At 46.6% G+C, this 21,867-nt stretch carries 13 protein-coding genes; 10 read left to right on the top strand and 3 right to left on the bottom strand.

What is annotated here, in order from left to right; translation table 11 throughout:
* Positions 1-100: 100 nt before the first annotated feature.
* From ACZ5NB_RS15905 to ACZ5NB_RS15885, 5 genes are all read left to right on the top strand, one after another.
* The gene (locus ACZ5NB_RS15905; protein WP_460233247.1) at positions 101-4,861 is read left to right on the top strand and encodes an eCIS core domain-containing protein; all 4,761 of its coding nucleotides are present in this window, start codon (positions 101-103) and stop codon (positions 4,859-4,861) included.
* A 52-nt stretch (positions 4,862-4,913) separates the two neighbouring features.
* Positions 4,914-9,287, top strand: a complete 4,374-nt coding sequence (locus ACZ5NB_RS15900; RefSeq protein ID WP_460233245.1) for an eCIS core domain-containing protein — start codon at positions 4,914-4,916, stop codon at positions 9,285-9,287.
* Between the two features lie 28 nt (positions 9,288-9,315).
* Positions 9,316-10,044: a hypothetical protein gene (locus ACZ5NB_RS15895; RefSeq protein WP_460233244.1), complete on the top strand. Its 729-nt coding sequence runs from the start codon at positions 9,316-9,318 to the stop codon at positions 10,042-10,044.
* A gap of 485 nt (positions 10,045-10,529) precedes the next feature.
* Entirely contained in the window at positions 10,530-12,011 is a 1,482-nt protein-coding gene (locus ACZ5NB_RS15890; protein WP_460233243.1) for a sigma-54 interaction domain-containing protein, read from the top strand.
* Between the two features lie 434 nt (positions 12,012-12,445).
* On the top strand, positions 12,446-12,910 hold the full coding sequence (locus tag ACZ5NB_RS15885; RefSeq protein WP_460233242.1) for a DUF2062 domain-containing protein: 465 nt from the start codon (positions 12,446-12,448) through the stop codon (positions 12,908-12,910).
* Here ACZ5NB_RS15885 and ACZ5NB_RS15880 read toward each other — a convergent pair.
* From ACZ5NB_RS15880 to ACZ5NB_RS15870, 3 genes are read right to left on the bottom strand one after another with little or no spacing between them, the layout of a single operon-like run.
* The gene (locus ACZ5NB_RS15880; protein ID WP_460233241.1) at positions 12,891-13,511 is read right to left on the bottom strand and encodes a DUF4303 domain-containing protein; all 621 of its coding nucleotides are present in this window, start codon (positions 13,509-13,511) and stop codon (positions 12,891-12,893) included. The two genes, ACZ5NB_RS15885 and ACZ5NB_RS15880, sit on opposite strands and share 20 nt — an antisense overlap.
* Positions 13,512-13,571: 60 nt before the next feature.
* Entirely contained in the window at positions 13,572-13,922 is a 351-nt protein-coding gene (locus ACZ5NB_RS15875; protein ID WP_460233240.1) for a hypothetical protein, read from the bottom strand.
* Positions 13,923-13,928: 6 nt separating this feature from the next.
* Positions 13,929-14,936 (bottom strand): hypothetical protein, encoded by a 1,008-nt coding sequence (locus tag ACZ5NB_RS15870; protein ID WP_460233239.1) that lies wholly within the window; start codon positions 14,934-14,936, stop codon positions 13,929-13,931.
* 256 nt (positions 14,937-15,192) lie between these two features.
* On the opposite strand from ACZ5NB_RS15870, the gene ACZ5NB_RS15865 reads away from it, so the two are divergent.
* The 5 genes from ACZ5NB_RS15865 (at position 15,193) to ACZ5NB_RS15845 (ending at position 21,843) form a co-directional block, all read left to right on the top strand.
* Positions 15,193-15,432: an HTH-like domain-containing protein gene (locus ACZ5NB_RS15865; RefSeq protein ID WP_460233238.1), complete on the top strand. Its 240-nt coding sequence runs from the start codon at positions 15,193-15,195 to the stop codon at positions 15,430-15,432.
* A gap of 93 nt (positions 15,433-15,525) precedes the next feature.
* Positions 15,526-18,024, top strand: a complete 2,499-nt coding sequence (locus ACZ5NB_RS15860; protein ID WP_460233237.1) for a type I restriction-modification system subunit M — start codon at positions 15,526-15,528, stop codon at positions 18,022-18,024.
* Entirely contained in the window at positions 18,024-19,382 is a 1,359-nt protein-coding gene (locus tag ACZ5NB_RS15855) for a restriction endonuclease subunit S (RefSeq protein WP_460233524.1), read from the top strand. The genes ACZ5NB_RS15860 and ACZ5NB_RS15855 overlap by 1 nt, the downstream gene beginning before the upstream one ends.
* Positions 19,379-20,632: an RES family NAD+ phosphorylase gene (locus ACZ5NB_RS15850; protein ID WP_460233236.1), complete on the top strand. Its 1,254-nt coding sequence runs from the start codon at positions 19,379-19,381 to the stop codon at positions 20,630-20,632. The genes ACZ5NB_RS15855 and ACZ5NB_RS15850 overlap by 4 nt, the downstream gene beginning before the upstream one ends.
* A 170-nt stretch (positions 20,633-20,802) precedes the next feature.
* On the top strand, positions 20,803-21,843 hold the full coding sequence (locus tag ACZ5NB_RS15845; RefSeq protein WP_460233235.1) for a MarR family transcriptional regulator: 1,041 nt from the start codon (positions 20,803-20,805) through the stop codon (positions 21,841-21,843).
* Positions 21,844-21,867 lie beyond the last annotated feature (24 nt).

The following is a 21,867-nucleotide window of genomic DNA, read 5'->3' as shown; positions in this document are numbered from 1 at the left end:
CGCTGAAGCGTTCAGTTTTGCTGTAAAAGAAGCAGTAATAAGCGTCTCAATGTCGATAGTGTACTTGGGCAAAATCACAGGTTCGGGTTGAAATAGACTTATGCATTATGGGCAAACTAATTGGTTCAAGCCGGCAACTGCATTACGCAAAAACAAACCTGCAGCCGACATAAATAGTCCAGAGCAGCATGATGCCGTTCGTGAAGTTATTGCGGATTCCACATCAGGTAAAGTGCAACCTAAATTAGCCATTAGTCAGCCCACAGACCCCAGTGAACAGCAGGCCGATCGGGTTGCTGAGGCTGTTGTAAGTAATCGAGACCAGTCGAGTGCGCAAAATACGCAAATCAACCGTACCGAAATGCCTAAGGGACCACGCATAGATCGAGTGTGTAATGAATGTGAGGAAGAGCTTCATAGAAAGCCAAATGGCGTAAGTACCCCAAGTCCTACTTCTGCCCCTCAGATGGGCACTGGTGAGCCTATTCCCGATAATCTAAAACGTTATTTTGAACCGCGTTTTGGTGCAGATTTTAGTCAAGTTAGATTGCATCGTGATAGCGGGACGGCAGATTATGCTAGTTCCATTAACGCACGTGCATTTACTTATGGGAATCATATTGGTTTTGCAAATGGTCAATTCGGTGAGGATACACAGGGAAAAAAACTATTAGCACATGAACTAACCCATGTTATTCAACAAAATAAGCTAGGCTCACGCCCGCCAATATCTTCGGAGTCGAACCAGACTTTGAACCGAAGTGTATCAAGTAGCTCCTTGTGTCCTGACGGTGTTAATGGTGCACCACCTAGCGCTGAAATATTTATTACCTTGACAGAAATGTTGGTGAGTAGCTCGATTACCATGGCGAATCTGCGACTTACATTTGATATTCAAGCGCTAGAATCGGGTAATCGGCCGACAAACTCTAAAAGCTTCAACGCCTATCTTTTACGTTTTGGATTGCCTGAACAATTAGACAACGGGAAATATAAAGAGCGATTTTCTGGCAGCCAGTTTGATACCGAGGACGAAGCAATATTGTCGGAGCTGAGAACAATTAAAGCCCGGCTAACCCGCATACAACGCTTCTTTGACCGGTCTATTCGTTATTTATGCACTAGTGATACCGCAAATACCCGGGTAGGAAGTTGCAATGACTCCTGTGACGGTGCTTTTGCTTGGGTGTGTACCAGCGGAGGTGCGCCAAGAACCATCGTGCTATGTCCAGCTTTTTGGTCTATGTCAGCACAAGATCGCGCTATCGGATTAATACACGAAGTGTCGCATTTACTATTTGGTTTTGGCGACCCTTCAGGGGCCTCGATGACAACCAGCCTTCGCGGTAGAAACCCTGTGTGTTATTCGGGGTTTGTTGCGTCTACATCGGATCAAAACCCGCCTGATCCAGATTGTCCCGTATTACCACTACCAGGCGCTACGTCCGAAACGGAGCAACCCGGTCCAGCAGTTCAACCGAAACTGACTATAGGTGACGCGAATAGCCCGCAAGAAAAGCAAGCTGATCTTGTCGCCGACGCAGTTGTGGGAAATTCAGTATTTAATTCACCAGTGACGCAACACATTGATGGAATAACTATTCATCGGCTATGCGATGAATGTGAAGAAGAACTACATCGTCAACCAACAACCGGGAAGCATGGCAATTCGAAAGCCGAAGCTGGATCACCTCCTTTAACGGGGGGACGACCTATGTCTACTTCAACACGGCAATTTTTTGAACCGCGTTTTAGGCATGATTTTTCCCAGGTGAAAATCCATGATAACCCTGCTGTTCATCAGTACGCAGCGTCAATCAACGCAAAAGCATTTACGTATAAAAATAATATTGGTTTTGGCCAAGGCCAAAATAGGGATGATGATGCGGGTAAAACATTGCTCGCCCATGAATTAACGCATGTCATTCAACAAAATTCTGCGGGTAATCTTATTCAACGGCAAGATGTTGCGGAAGCAGCAGCACCAGAGTCTACTGATGAACATGATAGTGATCTGGCCCGTGGAGAGATGCGCATTCGTAGGGAAAATTCAGGTGCTTGGGTTTATACCTTTAATCGTGAAGATGTGAGAACGTGGGACGACCCTGAGATTGCCGTTTTTCGTGTTTATATGGAACACGCTTTCCATGGTATGACGCAGATAGTTGTGGATGCTTGGCTCGCTGATAATCGCGGTGGAGCGGGGCTGAGAATTAGTGGTGGAATTGATCCAAGAGACGAGCAATATGGTTCACGTCCTTTGTCCGTGCGTGTGGTCTTGCCGTTTCACCAATCGGTTATTTCTTGGTTGGAGACACATTACTCGACAATCGTTCCGGTTGATGTTGATGGCGGGGTAGTTGCTATTCCGCCTGAGTCCGTAGCGATAGGTGGAGGGGTAACGGTCGAAGGTGGCGCTAATCCCGACGCACCAGGTACAGAACAAGCAAATGCAGAAGGCACGCGAACACCTTTAAGGCCCGATCACTCGGTCATGGAGGGTGATACGGAATTAAGTGTACTTTATTTACTGTTAATGGAGCATTTTACTAGCCTGACCGTTACCGATGAAATGCGAGGCATGGCCTCAAATGGGCTTACACCAGATGAGCTGCAAGCGATCATTGGTGATGACTCATTACGTGAAATGTTAACAATGTTATTCACCCAAGGTTGGGTGGAGTTCCAGCGGGCCGGTGGTGAGCAAGTCGATATTTTTGGGTCGTTAATCGAGCGAATTATAGAACAATTCACTCGGGGCAATGTTAATGCGCAATCAAATTTATTGCGTATTGGTTTTGGCATTCCTGAGCGAAATATCTTAGGCATCGCTCATCGAAATAACGGCATGCTACTTTACGATGATCTTGGCTTACCGTTGCGTGGTATTTCAGGTATCGCTTGGCGGGATCATGGCTTTGTCGGTTTTGCGGTAACTGAAGATACTACCCGCGAAGCGATGGAATCTGATGAGACCATGAGTCGTGATGAAGCAATTGACCGCTTAGTTGGAAATTTATTTGCGCAGGCTTTAGGTACGCACGAAAGTGCAATGGTAGCTCAGGGCGTCGATGCAGCGATGAGGCATATCGACGAAGTGAAAGTACGTGTCGAGCGGGGTTTACTGCCAGAAGTTATCGATACTATCGAAGAGACAATCGGAGTCCTAATATTTTTCATGGTGGGGCATGCATTTTCTCGGTCTCTTATCTCACGAGGTGGTTTTGCTGCATTGGTTGGTGTTGGGTTAGAGGTCGCGCTGCGTGCTGCAGGGTACATCTTTGGCGTGCAATTCTTATCGGATTCTTGGGAGGCGTTGCGAGAGTCTGCATTTCATCTAAGTCGAGTGCGGGAAGATGAAGAGGGGAACCTCACTGCATTATCGGAAGTGCATTTGGATCAAGCTGCAGCACCCGTCAGGCAGCTAATTAATTTAACCGCTGCGGCTATGACATTTGGTGTCTTCGCGCGAGTAGTGCGCGGTGTACGTAATGGCCGTCGGGCGCGCTGGGGAAGGCAAAGAGGCCGGTTAGGCGATTGGCGAAGTAGTACTTTAGCGCTGCGCCTAATGTTGGAGGTTGGGCGAGGTGTTAGGGAAGGCACTCAGCTTGAGTCTGGGTATGGTGGCACGACAGTTGAAGCTCCACGGGTAGAGGCGCCTTCGGCAGAAGTGCCTCAGATGGAAACTCCCCAAGTCGAAGCGCCACGCGTTGAAGCCCCGGCAGCTGAGGCTGCGCCAGTCGAAACACCCAGAGTAGAAACACCAGCGACTGAAACTACTGCGCCCGAATTATCAGCACGAGCCCGTGCAGCGAGAGCTAGAACCGGCGATGGTTTGGTTCGATTGTTTTTGGCTGAGCCAGAAACCTTCGATGCGAACAGTTTAACTCCTCAACAGCGACAAGCGATGCTTGAAGCATTTATGCGAAACCCTGATGCGTATGTTGAAGCGGCAGAGACCGAGATAGGGGATTCGTTGTTGTCTCGCTTGGTTGCCGAAATGAGAGGAGAAACTACTAGCGAGCCTTCTGCTGAAGTACCTGCCGAACCACGTTTAGAAAGTTCCGAAGCGCCATCGGCAGCGGATGCCAATCCTGTTGCTGAAAGCGCTTATCCTCAAGCCGCTCCTGAAATACCTGTTGAAGTTCCAGTGCTAGATCCTGCCACACAAGTTACGGTTAATACGCGCAGTAATATTTATTACCCTCCAGGCGTGAGATATCACGGGTCGACGGGTAGATACTGGGAGTCAATGACTCTTGCGGAAGCTGAAGCACGTGGGGCGAGAGCAACTCGCCTCCAGCCGACGCGTGCAGCGCCGCCCTCCGGCGTTTATGAAGTTGAGAGGCCTTCAGAGGGGTTAGCACGTGTTGTTTTGAGAGCTTGGCTTGGTCGAAGAGAGGCGCGGGCAGGTTTAGAGCGATTAATGTTCAGTGCTGGCGAGTACGCGGTTCAAATTATCCAAGGTTGGCAACGCGCTCATGCGAGTGGTGCCGGAGTTGGTGCAGAAAGCGGAAGAGGAATTCGTTTAGCCCCAGAATTTGTTAATCAGATTTTACAAAATCGAGGGATAGAACGTTTCTTGCGTCGGTTGAGAGATCAAGCATTTGAAAATAATGGTCAGGTGCATGTGACCACTATTGTAGAAACCCACCCATTAACTTTAAGGCTTCGTTCGATTACGTATCGTATCGAAATGCTAACTGAATCCGGACGCATGGAGACGCTGGGTGATGTCACCATCGATGTGACGCCGGAAGGTCATTCTACGGGTAGCGTACGGGCAGCAGGATCGGATGCGTATGCATCAACACCAACCTATGATGTAAATGGTAACGTTGTTGAAGGAGGCGGTAACTAAACCGCGCATTTGTTTGTGGCAATTATGACTGCTAATTCAAAAGATAGATAAAGTGGAAGCGTCGCTAAAAACTCCCAAAGCTACGCAACCCAAAAAAGCGACTGCTGTTAAAAAAAGTCGACGATCACGTCTGTCTGATCATAATGAAAACGTTGTCTCTATTCTTAAAAGTGCCAATATAAAAGTTGGCCAGCCGGACGATCATCTAGAGAAAGAGGCGGATAGAATTGCTGAGCAGGTTATTAGTCATGCTGTTCATGAAAGATCCGTTGGTTATTCCGGTGCACATAGCGATACCGGTCTAGGCAACAACAAGGCGGCTAAAAAAACGCAGCAGGAAAGTTACAAATTACCGCCGAGCTCCTCTCAAACGTCTGATTCAACCACGTCGATACATTCTGCATCCGGTCACCAAAAATCTTCACAGACACGAGTCAAACCGCCATCACTGCAAAATACCTTGGTAAGCGTGCAACGAGTCTGCTCTCAGTGTGAAGAAGAAGTACAGCTAAAAAAGGATGAGTTTCGGGACGATGTATACGAAAGTAGTTCACATCGGGATAAGTCACACACTATTGGGTATCACCATACACAAGGGATAGCGGAGGGTATTCGAACCATTCGACACGGAGGTCATAAACTACAAGACCCTGAATTTTATCAGCAACGTATGGGGTATGATTTTTCTAATGTGCGTATCCATACAGATGAAAAAGCAAACCGTTTAGCACAACAGCTTGGAGCGAAAGCGTTTACGTATGGCAATCACATTGTCTTTGCAAACGGGCGCTATGTTCCTGGTAGTGTCGACGGTAAAAAATTACTCGCCCATGAGCTTGCTCATACTATCCAGCAGGGTGCGGTAAAAAATGCTATTCAACATCATGACCTATCTGCCTCGGCGTCAACATCCGCCCCAATTCGTGTGTCGCCTGCATCGCCCGATGTGCAGGCCGATTTAGAAGACGATGTATTGGATCTGTGGGATAGCGGTGTTAATTATGTTTCTGATAAGGCATCTAGCGCGGGAGACGCACTGGTATCTGGTGCCCGAGCAGTTGGGCGAGGCGTGGCCCGCGGTGCAGAATATGTCGGTGATCTAGCTGTAGATGCCTACGAAAGTACCCGCGACTTTGTGCTCGATTATCTAGAGGAGTTTGCCCCTGAGCTATTGTCGTTTATGCGTGGGGATATCGTTGGAACGATTAAAGACAAAATTATTGCTGGTTTGGATCATTTATTTAATGGTTTTGGCTCTAAAATTCAAACCGAAGGCCTCGTCCCTGCATTGACCAGTGTGTTTGGAGAATTTACGGGCACCGTTAAACAAATTGCCACGGATTTATCGGCGGGTAACTGCGAATCATTATTTGAGGCCATGCGGTCAATCAAAGGCTTCGGGGAAAAACTACTAGGCCCTGCATTCGATGACTTGCGTGCAATGCTGGGCATGGCAGGAGATTTTTTTGGAGACCTCTGGAATGACTACGGGCAACCCGCCTGGAAGGCAATAGAACAGCTGGCGGGTGGGGCATGGACATGGGTTTCTGATACCGCGACCTGGTTATGGAATCAAACGGCTGGTTTGCGCAGCATGGCCAGCTATATCTGGGAAGAGTATAAACGACTATTTAATGTCGCTTGGACAGAAACAGGCGATCTTCTTACGTGGCTAAAAGATAAGGCTGCTGAAGCGTGGGAAGACATCAAAGAATTTTTGGGACCGGCGTTATTACCGTTACAAGTTATAGCGGGAATTTTTGCGCTATTCACGCCGATGGCCCCAGTGGTCGTTATTGGCGTCGGCGTGCCAATGTTATGGCAAGCCGTGAATTGGGTGGTCGATAACTGGAACGAGCTAGAGGTTGTGGTTACCGCCAAAGAAATTTTAGCGACCTACATTTTGCCTACTCTTCACGTGGGTCTTGAAACACTCCAATTATTGTTGTCCTCAGCATCGACTTGGTTAACGGCACAGGCGGCAGCAATAAACGCAGCTGTTACCAATGCGCTAACTGCGATTGGTGCGATGCCAGTACTACGAGCACTGGCTGGCATGTTCCGCACATTGGCCGACGCTGTAAGCGCTGCCTTTACGTGGGTTGCCGATACATTTGTCGGCATTCTCACCGATATAAAAGACTTGGTATTGTCATACAGACACATCATATCGCCACTGATGGTGCTGCTGGCCGCCGTAATAATGTTTCCATTGAACCCGTGGATTCTCACCATTGTCTTAACAGGTTGGGCTTGGCGTATTCTCCCAGATTGTTTCAAACCGCCGATTATTAATTCGTGGCTAGATACGGCTATTTGGTTCGTTGGAGCCATGCCAGACTTTGACATGTTTGGCCCCGCATGGCCGCAAGCCAAAGAAAAAATTATCGAAGCATTAAATAGCCTGCGAGAAATGTCACCAGATGCGAAGATCGAAGGTGCCAATCGAATCGCAAAAATGATGACAGGTGAAGACTTTACCTGGATCGCCAATTTAGTCCGCGCCGCGTGGCAAATGCCCGATCATTTTATCGGTAAGGTCGAAGAGGAATTAGTCGGGCAAGATTTAAACCAACCACTACCGATAGAACGTTTACCCGAAGATGCGTTAGAGGCAGACAGTGGACAATCTATTGATGATGCTCTGGGGTTATTGGGTAAAGATAACCTTACTGATGACGATGTTGTTGTGGATCCTGTCGCTATATCGAGTTGGGATCCTGAGCTGTTGCATGAACTGAATGTACCTGATGGAGGTGAGGTGTCTATTGGCGCCGGAATGCCGGAAGATATCGCTTCACCCCAAGGCGTGGCTGATGAACTAAGCCAGAACGAAATGGGCGATGAAAGCAATGGCGGTGTGATGCCGGAGGTATTCCAACCTATACCTGAAGATCCAGAGGAACAGTTAACCTACCTTGCTAATCAGCCAACAGATATTAGTTGCGACGATAAAGAAAAAACCGAAGAACCGGCGACCGCTCAAGAAGTGCCTGCTGCTGCAAGGCAATTTGGCCCCTTCACCGCGATGCAGCGCTTTAGTTATTTAATGAGCCAAATGGGCAAGGGAATTAGCAAGTGGTTCAACTGCAACAAACACTGGTTGATACCAACACTCATTATTGCCATTGTGGCGCTAATAGTCGTGATTGTGGCAACCGAAGGTGCGGCCCTGGGTGTCTTAGCGTCCGTGATGGAAATTGTCGCCGCCATATTGATCGGTGTTTCCCTAGTTCGCATGACCGCCTGGGTTGGGCAGTACATTGGTTTAGGTATTGCCGGTAAAGTGGCTAGCTCGTCTAAGGCCTTAGCTAAAGCGCTTGCGATTGGCAGTATTGAACTCGTTTTTGCATTGATGTTTAGTCTTGGTCCCATCGTGAAATCCGCTCGAGCAGGTTTCAAAGCGGCGCGGGCGGCAGGTAAAGGCGTCACGCGTGCGGTCGGGGCTGGTGCTCGCTCTAGTGCTCGGGCGACAGGCAAAGCGGCGAAATCAGCATTTGTGCCAAGCTTCGAAGCGACAGCAAAAGTGGGCGGCGCGCTTGGTCGCAGTGCGGCAAATGGTGCGCGCAATATGCGACGTGTCGGTGGTGCAATAATTCGCAATGGCCGCCTAGTCGTCAACGGAGTACAGGATGGTTTAACTGCTGGTATTAGAAACTTGCGACAGTTTAGGCAAAGTCTAAGCCGTTTACGATTCAATGGTTTTTCCGTGTCTCGCGAAGGGTATATGTTTTACCTATGGGGGCATTTTAACCCCAAAGTATTGATATTGGTGGGGCCGGGGCATATAGAGGATGTGACTTTGGCAGGAACAGGCACTAGGCCTTCTCGGGGCTTAGGTGTAGATTTGCCAAATCGACGCTTCCCTGCGCCTATCGTACAAGTGTTTGATGGCGCAGATAGAAAATTAATTGAAGCTTTTCAGGACCTTAGTACTCAAGAGCGAAGAGAACTTGTGGTGCAGCTTCAACAAGCTGCTGATGATGCGGCGCGGCGTCGGATATTAAATCAGCTACTTAATCGAGCAGATGATTTAGGCTTCCCTACAACAACGCAAGCGATGCGCGACGCAGTACAGGGCAAACGGTACCGGGACCCAAGAACCAACGTCGATATTACGCCGCCCTCAACTACATTAATGTCACCCGATCACTTGTTTCCTGTTAGTAAAATAAAGGAGTTGGATGGATTTACTGATCTGACACTAGCGCAGCAGCGGATGATTGTGCAAGACATTGGTGGGGTGGTAGATAATATTCGTCCATTGCCGAAGGCTCTAAACGAATCGAAAGGGAATTTGGTGGGCGGTAATTGGACAAGTTATCATGGTAATCCTCTGGATCCCAATTATGTTCGTTGGCTCGCTGTCGAACAAGCGGCAGCGAAGGCTCGCATAGAGGCAAAAATCGCAGAGCTATTACGCTGAACGTGAACGGAAATTACTGAGGTCAATTTTGAATCATTCAAATGTCAATTATTATTCTCACTCTTCTGACTTCCCTGAAAGCGCTATTCAGAGAATTCCAGATGGGTTGGTGGCCGCTGTTGACAAAGGGAACTCGGATTTTTTTTCACCGTTACAAATAGATTTTCCAAATATGTATAAAGCGCTATGTGATACTAATAGAGTTCAGCTTCAGGAGTTGGTAGTTAATCGAGAAACTCTTTTGGGGGAGGCGGTTACAGATTACATATACTCATGGTCAGTAACACTTGAGGGCGAGCTACAGCTAATTTTTAATATTCCGCGGTTTGATTTAAATTCACCTGTAAGAAAAAAATCACTACTAAAATACTTGCCCTCCTTACCTCCTTGTATGGCTTGCTTCTATCAGCATATGGATGGTGGCAAAATCTCTGAGGGAATTGAATTTAGTGGTTTTGACCTCCCAAATGGTGTATCTGACTGGGTCAGTATTCATGAATATTATATGAGCAGCGATCTAGACTCTGGTGACGCTCTATTATTGTTAGATGACTTGAATGGCAGTGATGTCCGCGTCGTCAGCACACTGCGCAATGGCGATTTTATTGTTTGCCAGCTAGGAGGTATAAAGCGACAGCTGTATTGGGTTGCACTTGAAAATCCTACATCTGCTATTGCCATACCAAACCCAGAGGTTTCTTTTGATCGTTACTATGCGTGTTGTGTGCAAGAAGCCCCTATTGACTTCCCTTTATAGTTAGCCTTTTCAACTCAAGTAGAGCAATGTTTAATTTCAATTTTGAATATTGATTTTCGCGCGAGATGCATCCCCGCCAGTATCAGAGCTGCGCGTTGGCTTAGCTATTAATTAGTTGGCAAACGTACAGCTTAATAGGCATAAATTTCAATAGTTAATCACTAAGGTTTTGGCATGTAAAACATGCTCTTCTTAGCTAACACAATGTGCCGTGGCCTGATAGTAACTAAGTATCAAGAATGCGGCATTACTTCTATTTTATGATCTAGCTCAGATGTCTGGTGATTGATATTGATTCCAGCCAAAACATCGGGTACAAATAACCCGGTCACCCAATATTCTAATTAAAAAAGATTGTCCTCCAAATTTTCGCGTTTTTGATATGTCACTCCAGGTAACATGCATCTGTATGTGACTTGGTGCGACAAATTGATTTGCTGCGAAGTTTTTCATACAAATGGATAAAGGACTAAAGGATAATCGCCATGGAAAAGATAAGGCAGGTGCTCGCAATCTACGGTGGGGGTGAGTCTCAAAGTCGCCCACTAATAACGACGCTAAAGGAAAGTGGGATAGGCGTCGACTCATTATCAGCTAGTAACATTGATCACCTAGAAGGTATCGATTCCTCTATACCTAAAATACTGTTTGTCGATCAAAGTACCCCGTCAGCGATTATCGACTCATGTACGAAAAAGTGTGAGTTTATAAATCTTCTTCTAGTGGAACCCTCGGTTTTAGCTGCTCGTCCGGAGTTGTACGAGGTAGCGATTGAAATAGTTATTGCACCCTGTGATATTGAAGAAATATTAATTCGCATAGAGCGAAGTATGACGTTGTTGTGTCAAAATAGTTCAGCTGTTTCAAATCAAGAAAAAAAAATACACAAAAACCTGGTTGGAAAATCACAAGAATATTTTTCAATTATTGAGCAAATTAAACGCTATGCGAATATTGACGCGCCTGTATTAATAGCCGGTGAAACCGGTACCGGAAAAGAATTGGTGGCGCGTGCTCTGCACTATTCGAGTGACAGGAAAGCTCAACCATTTCAAGCGCTCAACTGTGGCGCGTTGCCCGATAGCTTGATAGAAAGTGAATTGTTTGGGCATGCCCGGGGTGCTTTCACCGATGCGAAGGAATCTTTTCGAGGGTTAATTGCGATGGCTGAAGGCGGTACGTTATTCCTCGATGAAATTGATTCGCTATCACATAAAGCGCAAACAGCGCTCTTGCGTTTTCTCCAAGACGGGCAATATCGCTCAGTGGGGAGTTCGAAATCTATAAAAACAGATGTCCGAATAATATCGGCAACGAATGCCAACCTCGACAAACTAGCCGATGAGAAGCAGTTTCGTAGGGATCTTATTTTTAGACTAAATACCCTGCCGCTTAATTTGCCGCCTTTACGTCATCGACGATCTGACATCCTCCTCCTTGCGGAACACTTTCTGACGCAGTGTGCAAGAGAGCATGGGAAGGGTAAGAAAATTTTTCACTTGGCGTTAAAGAAAAAGCTTATTGATTATCTTTGGCCAGGCAATATTCGCGAGTTAGAAAATTATGTGAAGCGAGCTTATTTATTAACTGACCAAGCCGTTATAGGAATGCTGCCTGACGGTAGCTATTCAATGCACAACTCATTGGATACCTCAATAGAAAGCGTTGATTGTGATGAGGCCCTGCAAGCTGGATACCTTAATCCTTTAGAGGATAGCGCGCTGAAATTGTCGGGTGATGAGTCTTCAAGAAGTCATGAGGTTAGCCCGTCAGATGTTGTGCCGGTTTTTGCAGAAGCAAAAAAAGCTGTCATCGACAACTTTGAAGTGAGCTATATCCGCCAACTACTCAAGTATACTCACGGCAATGTCAGTCGAGCTGCAAAGCTGGCTGGTAAAGAGCGCCGAGTATTTGGCCGCTTGATGAAAAAACATCATATCGAAAAATCTGTTTTTGTTGCCAGCTGAGAAAGAATTCCTGTTAATCCTGTTGATGCAGTGAAGCTAAACTCTTATGGGTTCTATCAATTTGCGCACAGTCAATTTGGTTTACAACAATCGATAGAGTGCAACTCCTAACGGCCTAAATCTTGTTCGCGAAGTTGCGGGTATCGATTGTTATACTCTACGCATACTTTCAATTCTCCAATCGAAGAGCCTGCTTGGCGCGTCTTTGACTTCGACGCTATGCATGACTTTGTTTATGAGAGAGGATTTACAATCTATCCTGGCAAGCTCGATAAACTACGTTGTTTCCGCCTTGCGAATATTGGCGATTTGAATGAACAGGACATGAGGGATTTTTTGTCTGTATTGGCTGAATACATTGATTCCATTAAGACCTCATCATGACAGCTGACGATTAAAGCAAACCCGTCAAGCTTATTGATCGACTTCGATCGATGGTTCTGCTCAGTGAAATTAGTAACGAACAGACTGCGCGAAGTATTGTGTTAGGCATCGCGAGTGGATTTTTACCCTTCCCTGGGTTTCAGACACCCTTCTTAGTACCGATATCGTTTGTGTTTCGTTTGAACTTTCCTTTAATGTACCTATTTAATTGGATTACGAACAATTGGTTTACCGTGGGACCAATTACCATTTCGTGCTATTTACTAGGCAGGCAGCTCTTAGCAATGGTGGGCCTTCCGCAGGAAAATATTGAGTTCTCCGTTACCGCACTCAACTGGGAATTATTTCAGGCTATAGTGCTGCCCCTCGTGGCGGGAAGCCTTCCTGTTACCATCGTGCTGCCCGTTATTCTTTATTTGCCGGTGCTCGTTGTTGTAAAGCGGTTACGCGCTGCGAACGATGGTGAAAGCTGGGAGCGGTGGGTTAGTTTTGTGATCATTCGAAGCGCTGATTAATTGCCTCTTCAAACGCCCCTCTCTCCCAACTTTCATGCGTTTCAATGAGATACTCAAAATCGGCTTTATAGTGGTTGATGATCTTTTCACTATTGATGCGGGAAAAACTTTCAAGTCGATCTTTGTTATCTTCATCGGTAGTTGCTAGGTAGAGTGCCGGTGACTCGTTTTTTCCAAGCATGGTGGCGAAGAAGTTCTCTTTCTTAAGACGAATAAGTACTCGCTCCATCGCACGTAAAGTGTCGTCCCAACAGCTGCTTATTTCCTCAAGATCCATCGTTAAGTCATCCGGCTCCAAGGCTTGCAGTTCGTTGTCGCTCTCTGAGAAGTAATGACTGTAATCTTCGAAGTCGATAAAATCGCTGGGATACCATTTCACTGTTAAATCAAAACACTTTTTGTCATCAAAATAAGGCGTGTGATCTTGCGCTTGCGTATCACGTAGTGCTGAACGAGTATTAAACATCGGCATAATGCCGCCCCACCCACCAAAATGATAAATGCCCAATACATATAGATCATTTCCATGATCGTTGATAATGGCCTGAAAAGCAGACTTTGCTTCTTCATACAGTACGGTTTCAAAGATTTTTGTATTCATTGGTTGGCATAAGATTATGCTTAAATTTAACTTGCTGCTAACCTGTTACTCTAATAGCAATCAGAAATTGAAAACCCAGTCTATCAATAAACATATCACCAGCGTAAATGATGCAATTAGAAGTAGGCTTGAAACGATGCGGTCAAAGGCATTGATTGCTTCTTTTACATCAGCTGTATTTACAATTCGGTCATCCAAATCTTTAAAAAATTTCGCTGGTAAAGCCACTGGCCAAGCGTAGAGGAGAGCACGGATGAACATTGGGTCCCATTGACATGGCCGAGGTTTACCTTTGGCGACAATTGACTTGTCAATTTTGCGCATAGTTGTTGGTACACTGAGAATCCACATTATTGTGCCAATTATTATGGCGAAAACAAAAACAAGTTCGTACAAGGCTAGCAAGCTCATTGAAAGTTACCTTATCCAGCGATCCCAAGCATTGCCTATTCGGTGCTGTGATGCTTGGTCCATTTGGTACGCCAGTACCGCACCTGTGATGACAGTGGACGCAATAAGAATGCCCCACCCCCAAGGCGTTGCCATCAATGCAATTCTTCCAAGGGTTAAAAAGGCCGCACGGCCAACGGCGGCGCCCGCAAGTGTGCTCGCTGTAAATCCGCCGGTCTGCACAGCCATTTCCCGCTTCCAGTTTTCCCCATTGGCATAGCTGTTTTGCACCGCGTTTGCTCTAAATCCAATATCCAGAACAATGGCTCCGCGTCCAGCATAGCGTAAGCCTTTGGCTAACTTACCGACTTGTTGCCCTTCATACATATCGGCGACGTGAATACCTCGGCCTCTACTGCGTTCTGCAAGCGTGATACCGCGATCTGCATTAGACAGCGCGGTGCCCTTGTTTTTGGTAAAGCTACTGGCGGGAACAAGGCGACGTAGTTCCTGTTGGTAGTAGCGGTTGAGGGTATCGTAGGCTTGCTTAACTTTGTCGCGTAGCTCGATTCGGGTTTGTGCCGCAACGCGTCCAATACCGTTTGCATTGTTTAAATCGATTAACGTGCGCTGATAATGTTCTAGTGCCATTTGAAAGCTATCGGTGCGGCCACTCAATACAGCGGTCCCCACACCACCCACGCCATTTGCATTTTGTGACACTGCAGTCATATCGATCGGTTCGATGTGGCGTTCATAAAAGCGTGCGAGTAAAGAGGTTTCTTCGCCAAATGTATCGACACATGAAGATAAATTAGAACGCTGATAGGCGGGAAGTTGGTTAATTTGGCGAGTCACACCATCGGATAATGGTGAGGGTAAGCCCGACACGTCGTAGGCGAGATGCGGCGGCAACCACTGTTGCTGATCACCAACGTGGCTATTACAGGCTAAAAACTGTTCGATATTTTCAGGTTGTGAACCGCACAGCTCAGACGCACGAGCAGTACTAGTAGGGATAACCAATTCTGGCATAGTCAATATCCTTATTGATGTATGTTGGATGTTAGGCGGGGGACTTTAGCATGGGGCGTAGGATAGTGGGTAGAATTGGGTGACAGAGTTGTGATGGGGTTGGGGCGTGTTTAGGGTAGGTGTCTGGGTAAGTGTTTTCTCAAAGTTTGTATCCTTACATGGCGCCTTCGCCTTATTACGCGTGTTGGGGTTGCTCCAGCGCGGATTTCTATATAAATTAGCTAAATTATATAAATAGATGCCTCATGGTTTAAATATGACCGAATCCCAAATCTATAAACGCATTCGCGATGCGTTGGACGCAGCGCCGCGAAATCAGTACACCCTGGAGCTGCACCTGCAAATGATTAAATACGCCGATCAGCTAAACACCGTAACGGCCAAAGAATTCTGTGAAGGGGTGGGTCTCAGGCCCAGCTTTGGTACCGAGTTCAGTAAAATGCGTAATTTAACCCAGCGCCTGAAAGCGGCTGGCCTTAAGACGGATTTGCTGTAACCTACCCAGCCGATAAAAACATTGCTCAAATAAAAATTTTTCATCGTTAATCATAATCCATGCAACTACATTGCATTACAAAAAGAAGTCAAAATGGCAATTAAAAAAACCGAACTCTATTCCTCCCTCTGGGCCAGCTGCGACGAACTGCGCGGCGGTATGGATGCCTCCCAATACAAGGATTACGTGCTCACCCTGCTATTCATGAAGTACGTATCCGACAAATTCAAAGGCGACCGTAACAGTTTGATTGTGGTACCAGCAGGCGCCAGTTTTGACGAGGTGGTGCGGTTAAAAGGCGATAAAGAGATCGGCGACAAGCTCAATAAAATCATTGGCAAACTCGCCGAAGAAAATGATTTAAAAAGCGTGATCGACATTGCCGATTTCGCCGACGAAGACAAACTCGGCAAAGGTAAAGACATGGTCGACCGCTTGTCAAAACTGGTCGGTATTTTTCAGGAAATGGATTTATCGTCCAACCGCGCGGATGGTGACGATCTGCTCGGTGACGCCTACGAATATCTCATGCGTCACTTCGCTACCGAATCTGGCAAAAGTAAAGGGCAGTTTTACACACCTGCCGAAGTCTCACGGGTATTGGCCAAAGTGGTTGGTATTCACAGCGATACCTCGCAAGACACCACCGTCTACGATCCCACCTGTGGCTCAGGCTCCCTATTATTAAAAGTCAGCGACGAAGCGCCGCGCGGCTTATCTATTTTCGGCCAGGAAATGGATAACGCCACCAGCGCCTTAGCGCGCATGAATATGATTCTGCACAACAATGCCACCGCCAAAATCTGGAAAGGTAATACCCTTGCAGACCCGCAATGGAAAGATGCCAACGGCAAACTCGCTACCTTTGATTTCGCCGTAGCCAACCCACCGTTTTCCAACAAAAACTGGACCAGTGGCATTAACCCCAAACAGGATGAGTTCGACCGTTTTACCTGGGGCATTCCGCCAGAAAAAAATGGTGACTACACCTTTTTACTGCACATCATTAAAAGTTTAAAAAGCACCGGCAAGGGCGCGGTCATTTTGCCTCACGGTGTATTGTTTCGCGGCAATGCCGAAGCGCGCATTCGCGAGAATTTACTCAAGCAGGGTTACATCAAAGGCATTATCGGTTTACCCGCCAACCTGTTTTACGGCACCGGTATTCCCGCCTGCATTATTGTTATCGATAAAGAAAGCGCGCGCCACCGAGCACTTGTAAACGATGCAGAAGAAAAAGCCGCCGCAGTAATGGGCAAGGCAGCGAATAAACAAGACGGCATCTTTATGATTGATGCCAGCAAAGGCTTTATAAAAGACGGCAACAAAAATCGTTTGCGCAGCCAGGATATTCACAAAATTGTCGATGTCTTCAACAAGCAAATCGAATTGCCGCGCTACAGCCGCATGGTTAATCTGAGTGACATCGCCAAAAACGATTACAACCTCAATATCCCGCGCTATATCGATTCCAGCGAACCCGAAGACCTGCACGATTTAAGCGCACACCTGCAAGGCGGTATTCCCAATCGCGATATCGAAACGCTGGAAAAATATTGGCAAGTGTTCCCCAGTATTCGCAGCAGCTTGTTTACCGCAGATCGCAACGGTTATAGCAAAGCACTGGTGAGCGCCAGCCAGGTAAAAAGCACCATACTCAATCACCCCGAATTCACACACTTTGCCGAGCAAAGCTTGCAACCCTTTTTGCAGTGGAGTGAGCGCGCACAACTCCACAACATTCAAATCGGCGAACTGCCTAAGCAGATTATTCATCGCATCAGTGAAGACTTACTGCAAAGCTACGCACAAACCCCGTTGCTCAATAAATACGATGTCTACCAAATCCTTATGGATTACTGGGCCGACATTATGCAAGACGATGTCTGGGTGCTGGTGCAAGACGGCTGGGCAGCGGGCAAAGCCCTGCGCGAACTTGTTGTTGAAAAGGGTGAAAAGCTAAAAGAAGTGCCGGATTTAATTATTAAAAAATCCAAATTCAAAGCCGAACTGATACCACCGGCGTTAATTATTGCCCGTTATTTTCATGCCGAACAAACCACCATCGATACCATTCAAAGCGAACTCGATGCTACTACGCAAGAGTTAGAATCGTTTATTGAAGAGCACACGTCATCTGGTTCAGCCAACGGTGACGAAGGTTTGTTAAACGATGCCCTCAACGACAAAGACAAGGTCACCAAAGCCACCGTTGCCGCGCGTTTAAAAGTCGGCACCGATGTCGATGAAATTAAGGTGTTGAAAAAAGCCAAGTACTTGTTTGAAAGTGAAACCGACGGCAAAAAATCCCTTAAAGAACATCAAGAGGCGCTGGATCTCGCCGTCTTTAAACACTACGCCACATTAAGTGAAGATGAGATCAAAACGCTGATTGTGCAAGACAAATGGTTAGCCACCTTGCAAACCCATATTCAAGCCGAAATCGAACGCATTACTCAGCAACTCGCCAACCGTGTTAAAGAGCTGGAAGAACGCTACGCCGAACCGCTACCGCAAATTTCGCAGAATGTAGAAGCGTTGAGTGACAAAGTGGCGGGGCATTTAAAAGCCATGGGCCTGGAGTGGGTTTGATGACAAATTTTTCAGGAAAAAATTTGAACGCCGGTAGCGGCAACCCGCAGGGCAGAGGCATGGATAGCGGATGTAATGTGGATCAGGTGGCGGAATCGAGTGCGGAGTATTTGGTGGTGCAGGCTGATACTAGAGTGCCTGTGGGCTACAAAAACACTGAAGTTGGGGTAATTCCCGAAGATTGGCAATGTAAAAGATTAGGGGAGTTGGGGGATATTGTTCGAGGTGGATCGCCAAGGCCAGCCGGTGACCCAAAATATTTCAACGGGAAGTTCGTGCCTTGGCTTACCGTGGCTTCTCTGACCAATATTCCTGAGTCTCAACAACGTGTGGTTACAACAGCCACAATGTTGACTGAGCTTGGATCTAAACACAGTAGAATTCTTGAGAAAAACACCTTAATAATTTCGAATAGTGGCGCGACCTTGGGAGTTGCTAAAATTCTTGATTTAAAATGCTGCGCAAATGATGGTGTAGCAGCTATTATCAATCAAAAATTAGGAGATAAATCATTCCTTGTTCATTTCATCAATACGAAAACAAAAGATCTTCATGACAAGGTAGCAACAGGGAATGGGCAGCCAAATTTAAACACCGACCTTATCAAGACTATTTCTGTTCCTTTCCCAGATGAGCAAGAACAAACCGCTATCGCCAATGCCTTGTCCGATGTCGATGCATTAATTAACGAGCTGGAAAAGCTCATCAGCAAAAAACAGGCGATCAAAACCGCCACCATGCAACAACTCCTCACCGGCCGCACCCGCCTCCCAGCGTTTGCCAATCACCCCGACGGCACCCCAAAAACCTACAAACAAACCGAACTCGGCGAAATCCCAGAGGATTGGGAAATTCATTGCTTGGGTGACTGTGTTGATTACCTTGGATCAGGAAGAACTGGCACCAAGTCAAAAGGCGATTTTCCTTTATATGGTTCTACTGGCTTAATCGGAAGTTGTGAATATCCAGAGTATGAGGGGGAGGCCATTTTGGTTGCACGTGTTGGGGCTAATGCTGGCAGATTGAGTTATGTGCGTGGAAAATATGGGGTTTCGGATAATACGATTATTGTTAGATTAAACCCCGATTGCGAATTGCAATTTTTTAGATATTGGCTAATCAGTAAGAACTTAAATAATTTAATTTTTGGATCTGGGCAACCTTTGATTACAGGAACTCAGCTTAGGGGGCTTTCGTTATCGTTGCCAAATAAAGAAGAACAAACCGCCATCGCCACCATCCTGACCGACATGGACGCCGATATACAAGCCCTGCAACAACGCCTCACCAAAACCCGCCACATCAAACAAGGCATGATGCAGGAATTGTTAACCGGAAAAACGCGCTTACCCATATGATTTGTGCAACTTGCGTCTACAAGCCTTCGTTAAAAGACTTTATCCAAAGCAAAGGGTCTGCTGGCACTTGTACATACTGCAACGCTCAGACAATGTGTGTTGAGGATGATGCGCTTGGTGATTTTATGAAAAGCCGCTTCGATAACTTTCTCGTAACAACCGATCAGCTCAGTGATTGGGATCAAACAGAAATATTTGAAGTAAATTCGGGAAAATTGGAAGCGCTTGAATTATGGGCTGTCTTTGAAGATTTTAGCCGATTCGCCGTGGACGGCTACATGGAATCGTTTAGCGATACGTTGCCGAGTGATAAAGATGCGAAGGGCTTCGATATTTTGTATGTGCTAGACGATGGTCACTTGGATGAGCTCAATGAGTTTGAGTATCGATGGGAGTCGTTCAATAGATCGGTTAGGCATGGCATGCGCTTTTTTAATAAGGAAGCAAAAGAATTTTGCGATGATCTGTTTGCGGGAATGTTCGAGAGCGATGAGCTGGCTGAAAGTGTGGTAAGAGAGGTTGCTCTTGATACATCGATATACAGAGCCAGAATCGCATTTAGTAAAAGCGAGTTGAAAGAAATCTCCAAAGACCCCGTTAAACAGTTATGTTCTGTACCCAGTGAGTTAGCAGGCTCGCAACGCATGACGCCAGCAGGAGTTTCGGCGTTTTATGGCGCATTTGATCGTGATACTTGCGTGAGTGAGTTGCGCCCTCTGGTGGGCGATGCGGTGGTTTCGGCTGAGTTTCGCCCAAACCGCGCACTGAAATTGTTGGATTTAAATGCTTTGGCTGATATGGAGCCGCCGAGCGATGTTTTCGCAGAGAATTATCAGAAGCAAGCTCATGCACGCGCCTTCTTTAAAGAGTTGGTGTTTCAACTGTCACGCCCCTCAAGAAGAGGTGATCAACACGACTATCTGGCAACTCAGGTTATTTTTGAATACCTTCGGACAAAGGTATCCAAGCAAGTTAATGGCATTAAATATTCTTCTGTGCAAAACGATGGTGAAGGGCAGTGTATTTCATTGTTTCCAGAATATTCAGGTGTTAACGATGGATTTGTTGAATTAAATGAAAATCCGTTTGATTTGTTAAAGCCGGAAAATGCCCTATTCTGTGTTCCCGATTCATTAAAATTCTTTCGAGTAGAAAGCGCTAGTTACGACGGCAGCCAATATGATGATTCCTATGTGTTAATGGCGGATGACCGGATGCTGAAACTGTTATTTCCCTCTGAGCGTTATTAGGTTTTTCACTAGAAGGCTACCGAGATAGCGTGCCGGGTGACTCTAACTACCTGATATGTAAAGTAATTTCTACCAGTCTGAGTCCCTAGTATTTCAGTAACATACTATTTGCACAGTAACATAGATGATGTTACTGTGCATTTTCATGTTACTAAGCGGATTTCCTGACCATGGCTGAACCAAAACACCCGCTGGCGATAGCGGCCAAACGCTATATTGGCGATGCTCTGGGAGAGCAGGCTATTGGCAGGCTGCAGGCCTGGCAAGGTGCAAAAGCCTTACCTTTCTATCTTCAGGAGCGCTATCGCGGGTATACCCTCGCGTTGGACGGCACCCCAACATTGATGGCCTGCCATGTATCCCATGAAATCGATACCCCCGCCGCTATTGCCAAACACCTGCAGGCCTATCGCAAAGCCTTTGACGGTGAGGTGTTTGTGGTATTGGAGAACATAACGTCTGCAAACCGTAAACGCTTAATCGAGCAAAAAGTCCCCTTCGTGGTACCGCAAAAACAGTTGTACCTGCCACAATTCGCCACCGTACTCAGTGAATTTTATAAGAAGTCTTATGAGCGGCCCGTGGAGCAGTTGAGCCCGGTAGCGCAAGTGCTGTTGTTACGCTTTTTGATCGGACTATACCCAAAGCCGAAGTCAGCATTGGTGTTGGCCGAGCAATTGGGTTACAGCAAGATGACCCTCAGCCGCGCGATTAACGAATTGGTTGAGCTGGAGCTTGCTGAGACGGTGCCAGTGGGTAGGGAGAAGCGCCTGACATTTAACGAAGATGGCGTGGCATTGTGGGAGAAGGCTTTCGCTTATCTGGTTTCGCCCGTACAAAAAACCGTAACCATTAAAAAAACGGACGCAGATAAACTGCTCAAAAAACACAAGGCAGTTTATGCGGGCGAATCGGCGTTAAGTCACACCAGTCTGTTGAGTGAGCCAGCTATACCTGTCATCGCTACGGCAGCCAATACATGGAAGAACCACAACAGCAAAAATGAAAATCTGTTTTTTGAGGATTTCTGGGTATTGCAGCTATGGCGGTATGACCCTGGGTTAATCACCAGAAAAGATAAAAATACCATCACCAAAGACTATGTGGATAATCTATCGCTGTACCTTAGCCTGAAAGACGAAAAGGATGAGCGTATTCAAATCGCATTAGATGGCTTGCTTAAAGCATCGCTCAATTCTTATGTGTCATAAATAACAGCTGAATGGTTTAGGGAG

Source organism: Aurantivibrio plasticivorans (assembly GCF_055392955.1).
This window is presented reverse-complemented; position numbering and strand designations above follow the sequence as displayed.

Bases quoted from the DNA above. Each gene is read 5' to 3' on its own strand.
- ACZ5NB_RS15885 (WP_460233242.1), top strand. From the start codon at position 12,446: ATGGTTCTGCTCAGTGAAATTAGTAACGAACAGACTGCGCGAAGTATT.
- ACZ5NB_RS15845 (WP_460233235.1), top strand. From the start codon at position 20,803: ATGGCTGAACCAAAACACCCGCTGGCGATAGCGGCCAAACGCTATATT.
- ACZ5NB_RS15905 (WP_460233247.1), top strand. From the start codon at position 101: ATGCATTATGGGCAAACTAATTGGTTCAAGCCGGCAACTGCATTACGC.
- ACZ5NB_RS15855 (WP_460233524.1), top strand. From the start codon at position 18,024: ATGACAAATTTTTCAGGAAAAAATTTGAACGCCGGTAGCGGCAACCCG.
- ACZ5NB_RS15875 (WP_460233240.1), bottom strand. From the start codon at position 13,922: ATGAGCTTGCTAGCCTTGTACGAACTTGTTTTTGTTTTCGCCATAATA.
- ACZ5NB_RS15870 (WP_460233239.1), bottom strand. From the start codon at position 14,936: ATGCCAGAATTGGTTATCCCTACTAGTACTGCTCGTGCGTCTGAGCTG.
- ACZ5NB_RS15865 (WP_460233238.1), top strand. From the start codon at position 15,193: ATGACCGAATCCCAAATCTATAAACGCATTCGCGATGCGTTGGACGCA.
- ACZ5NB_RS15850 (WP_460233236.1), top strand. From the start codon at position 19,379: ATGATTTGTGCAACTTGCGTCTACAAGCCTTCGTTAAAAGACTTTATC.
- ACZ5NB_RS15880 (WP_460233241.1), bottom strand. From the start codon at position 13,511: ATGAATACAAAAATCTTTGAAACCGTACTGTATGAAGAAGCAAAGTCT.
- ACZ5NB_RS15890 (WP_460233243.1), top strand. From the start codon at position 10,530: ATGGAAAAGATAAGGCAGGTGCTCGCAATCTACGGTGGGGGTGAGTCT.
- ACZ5NB_RS15860 (WP_460233237.1), top strand. From the start codon at position 15,526: ATGGCAATTAAAAAAACCGAACTCTATTCCTCCCTCTGGGCCAGCTGC.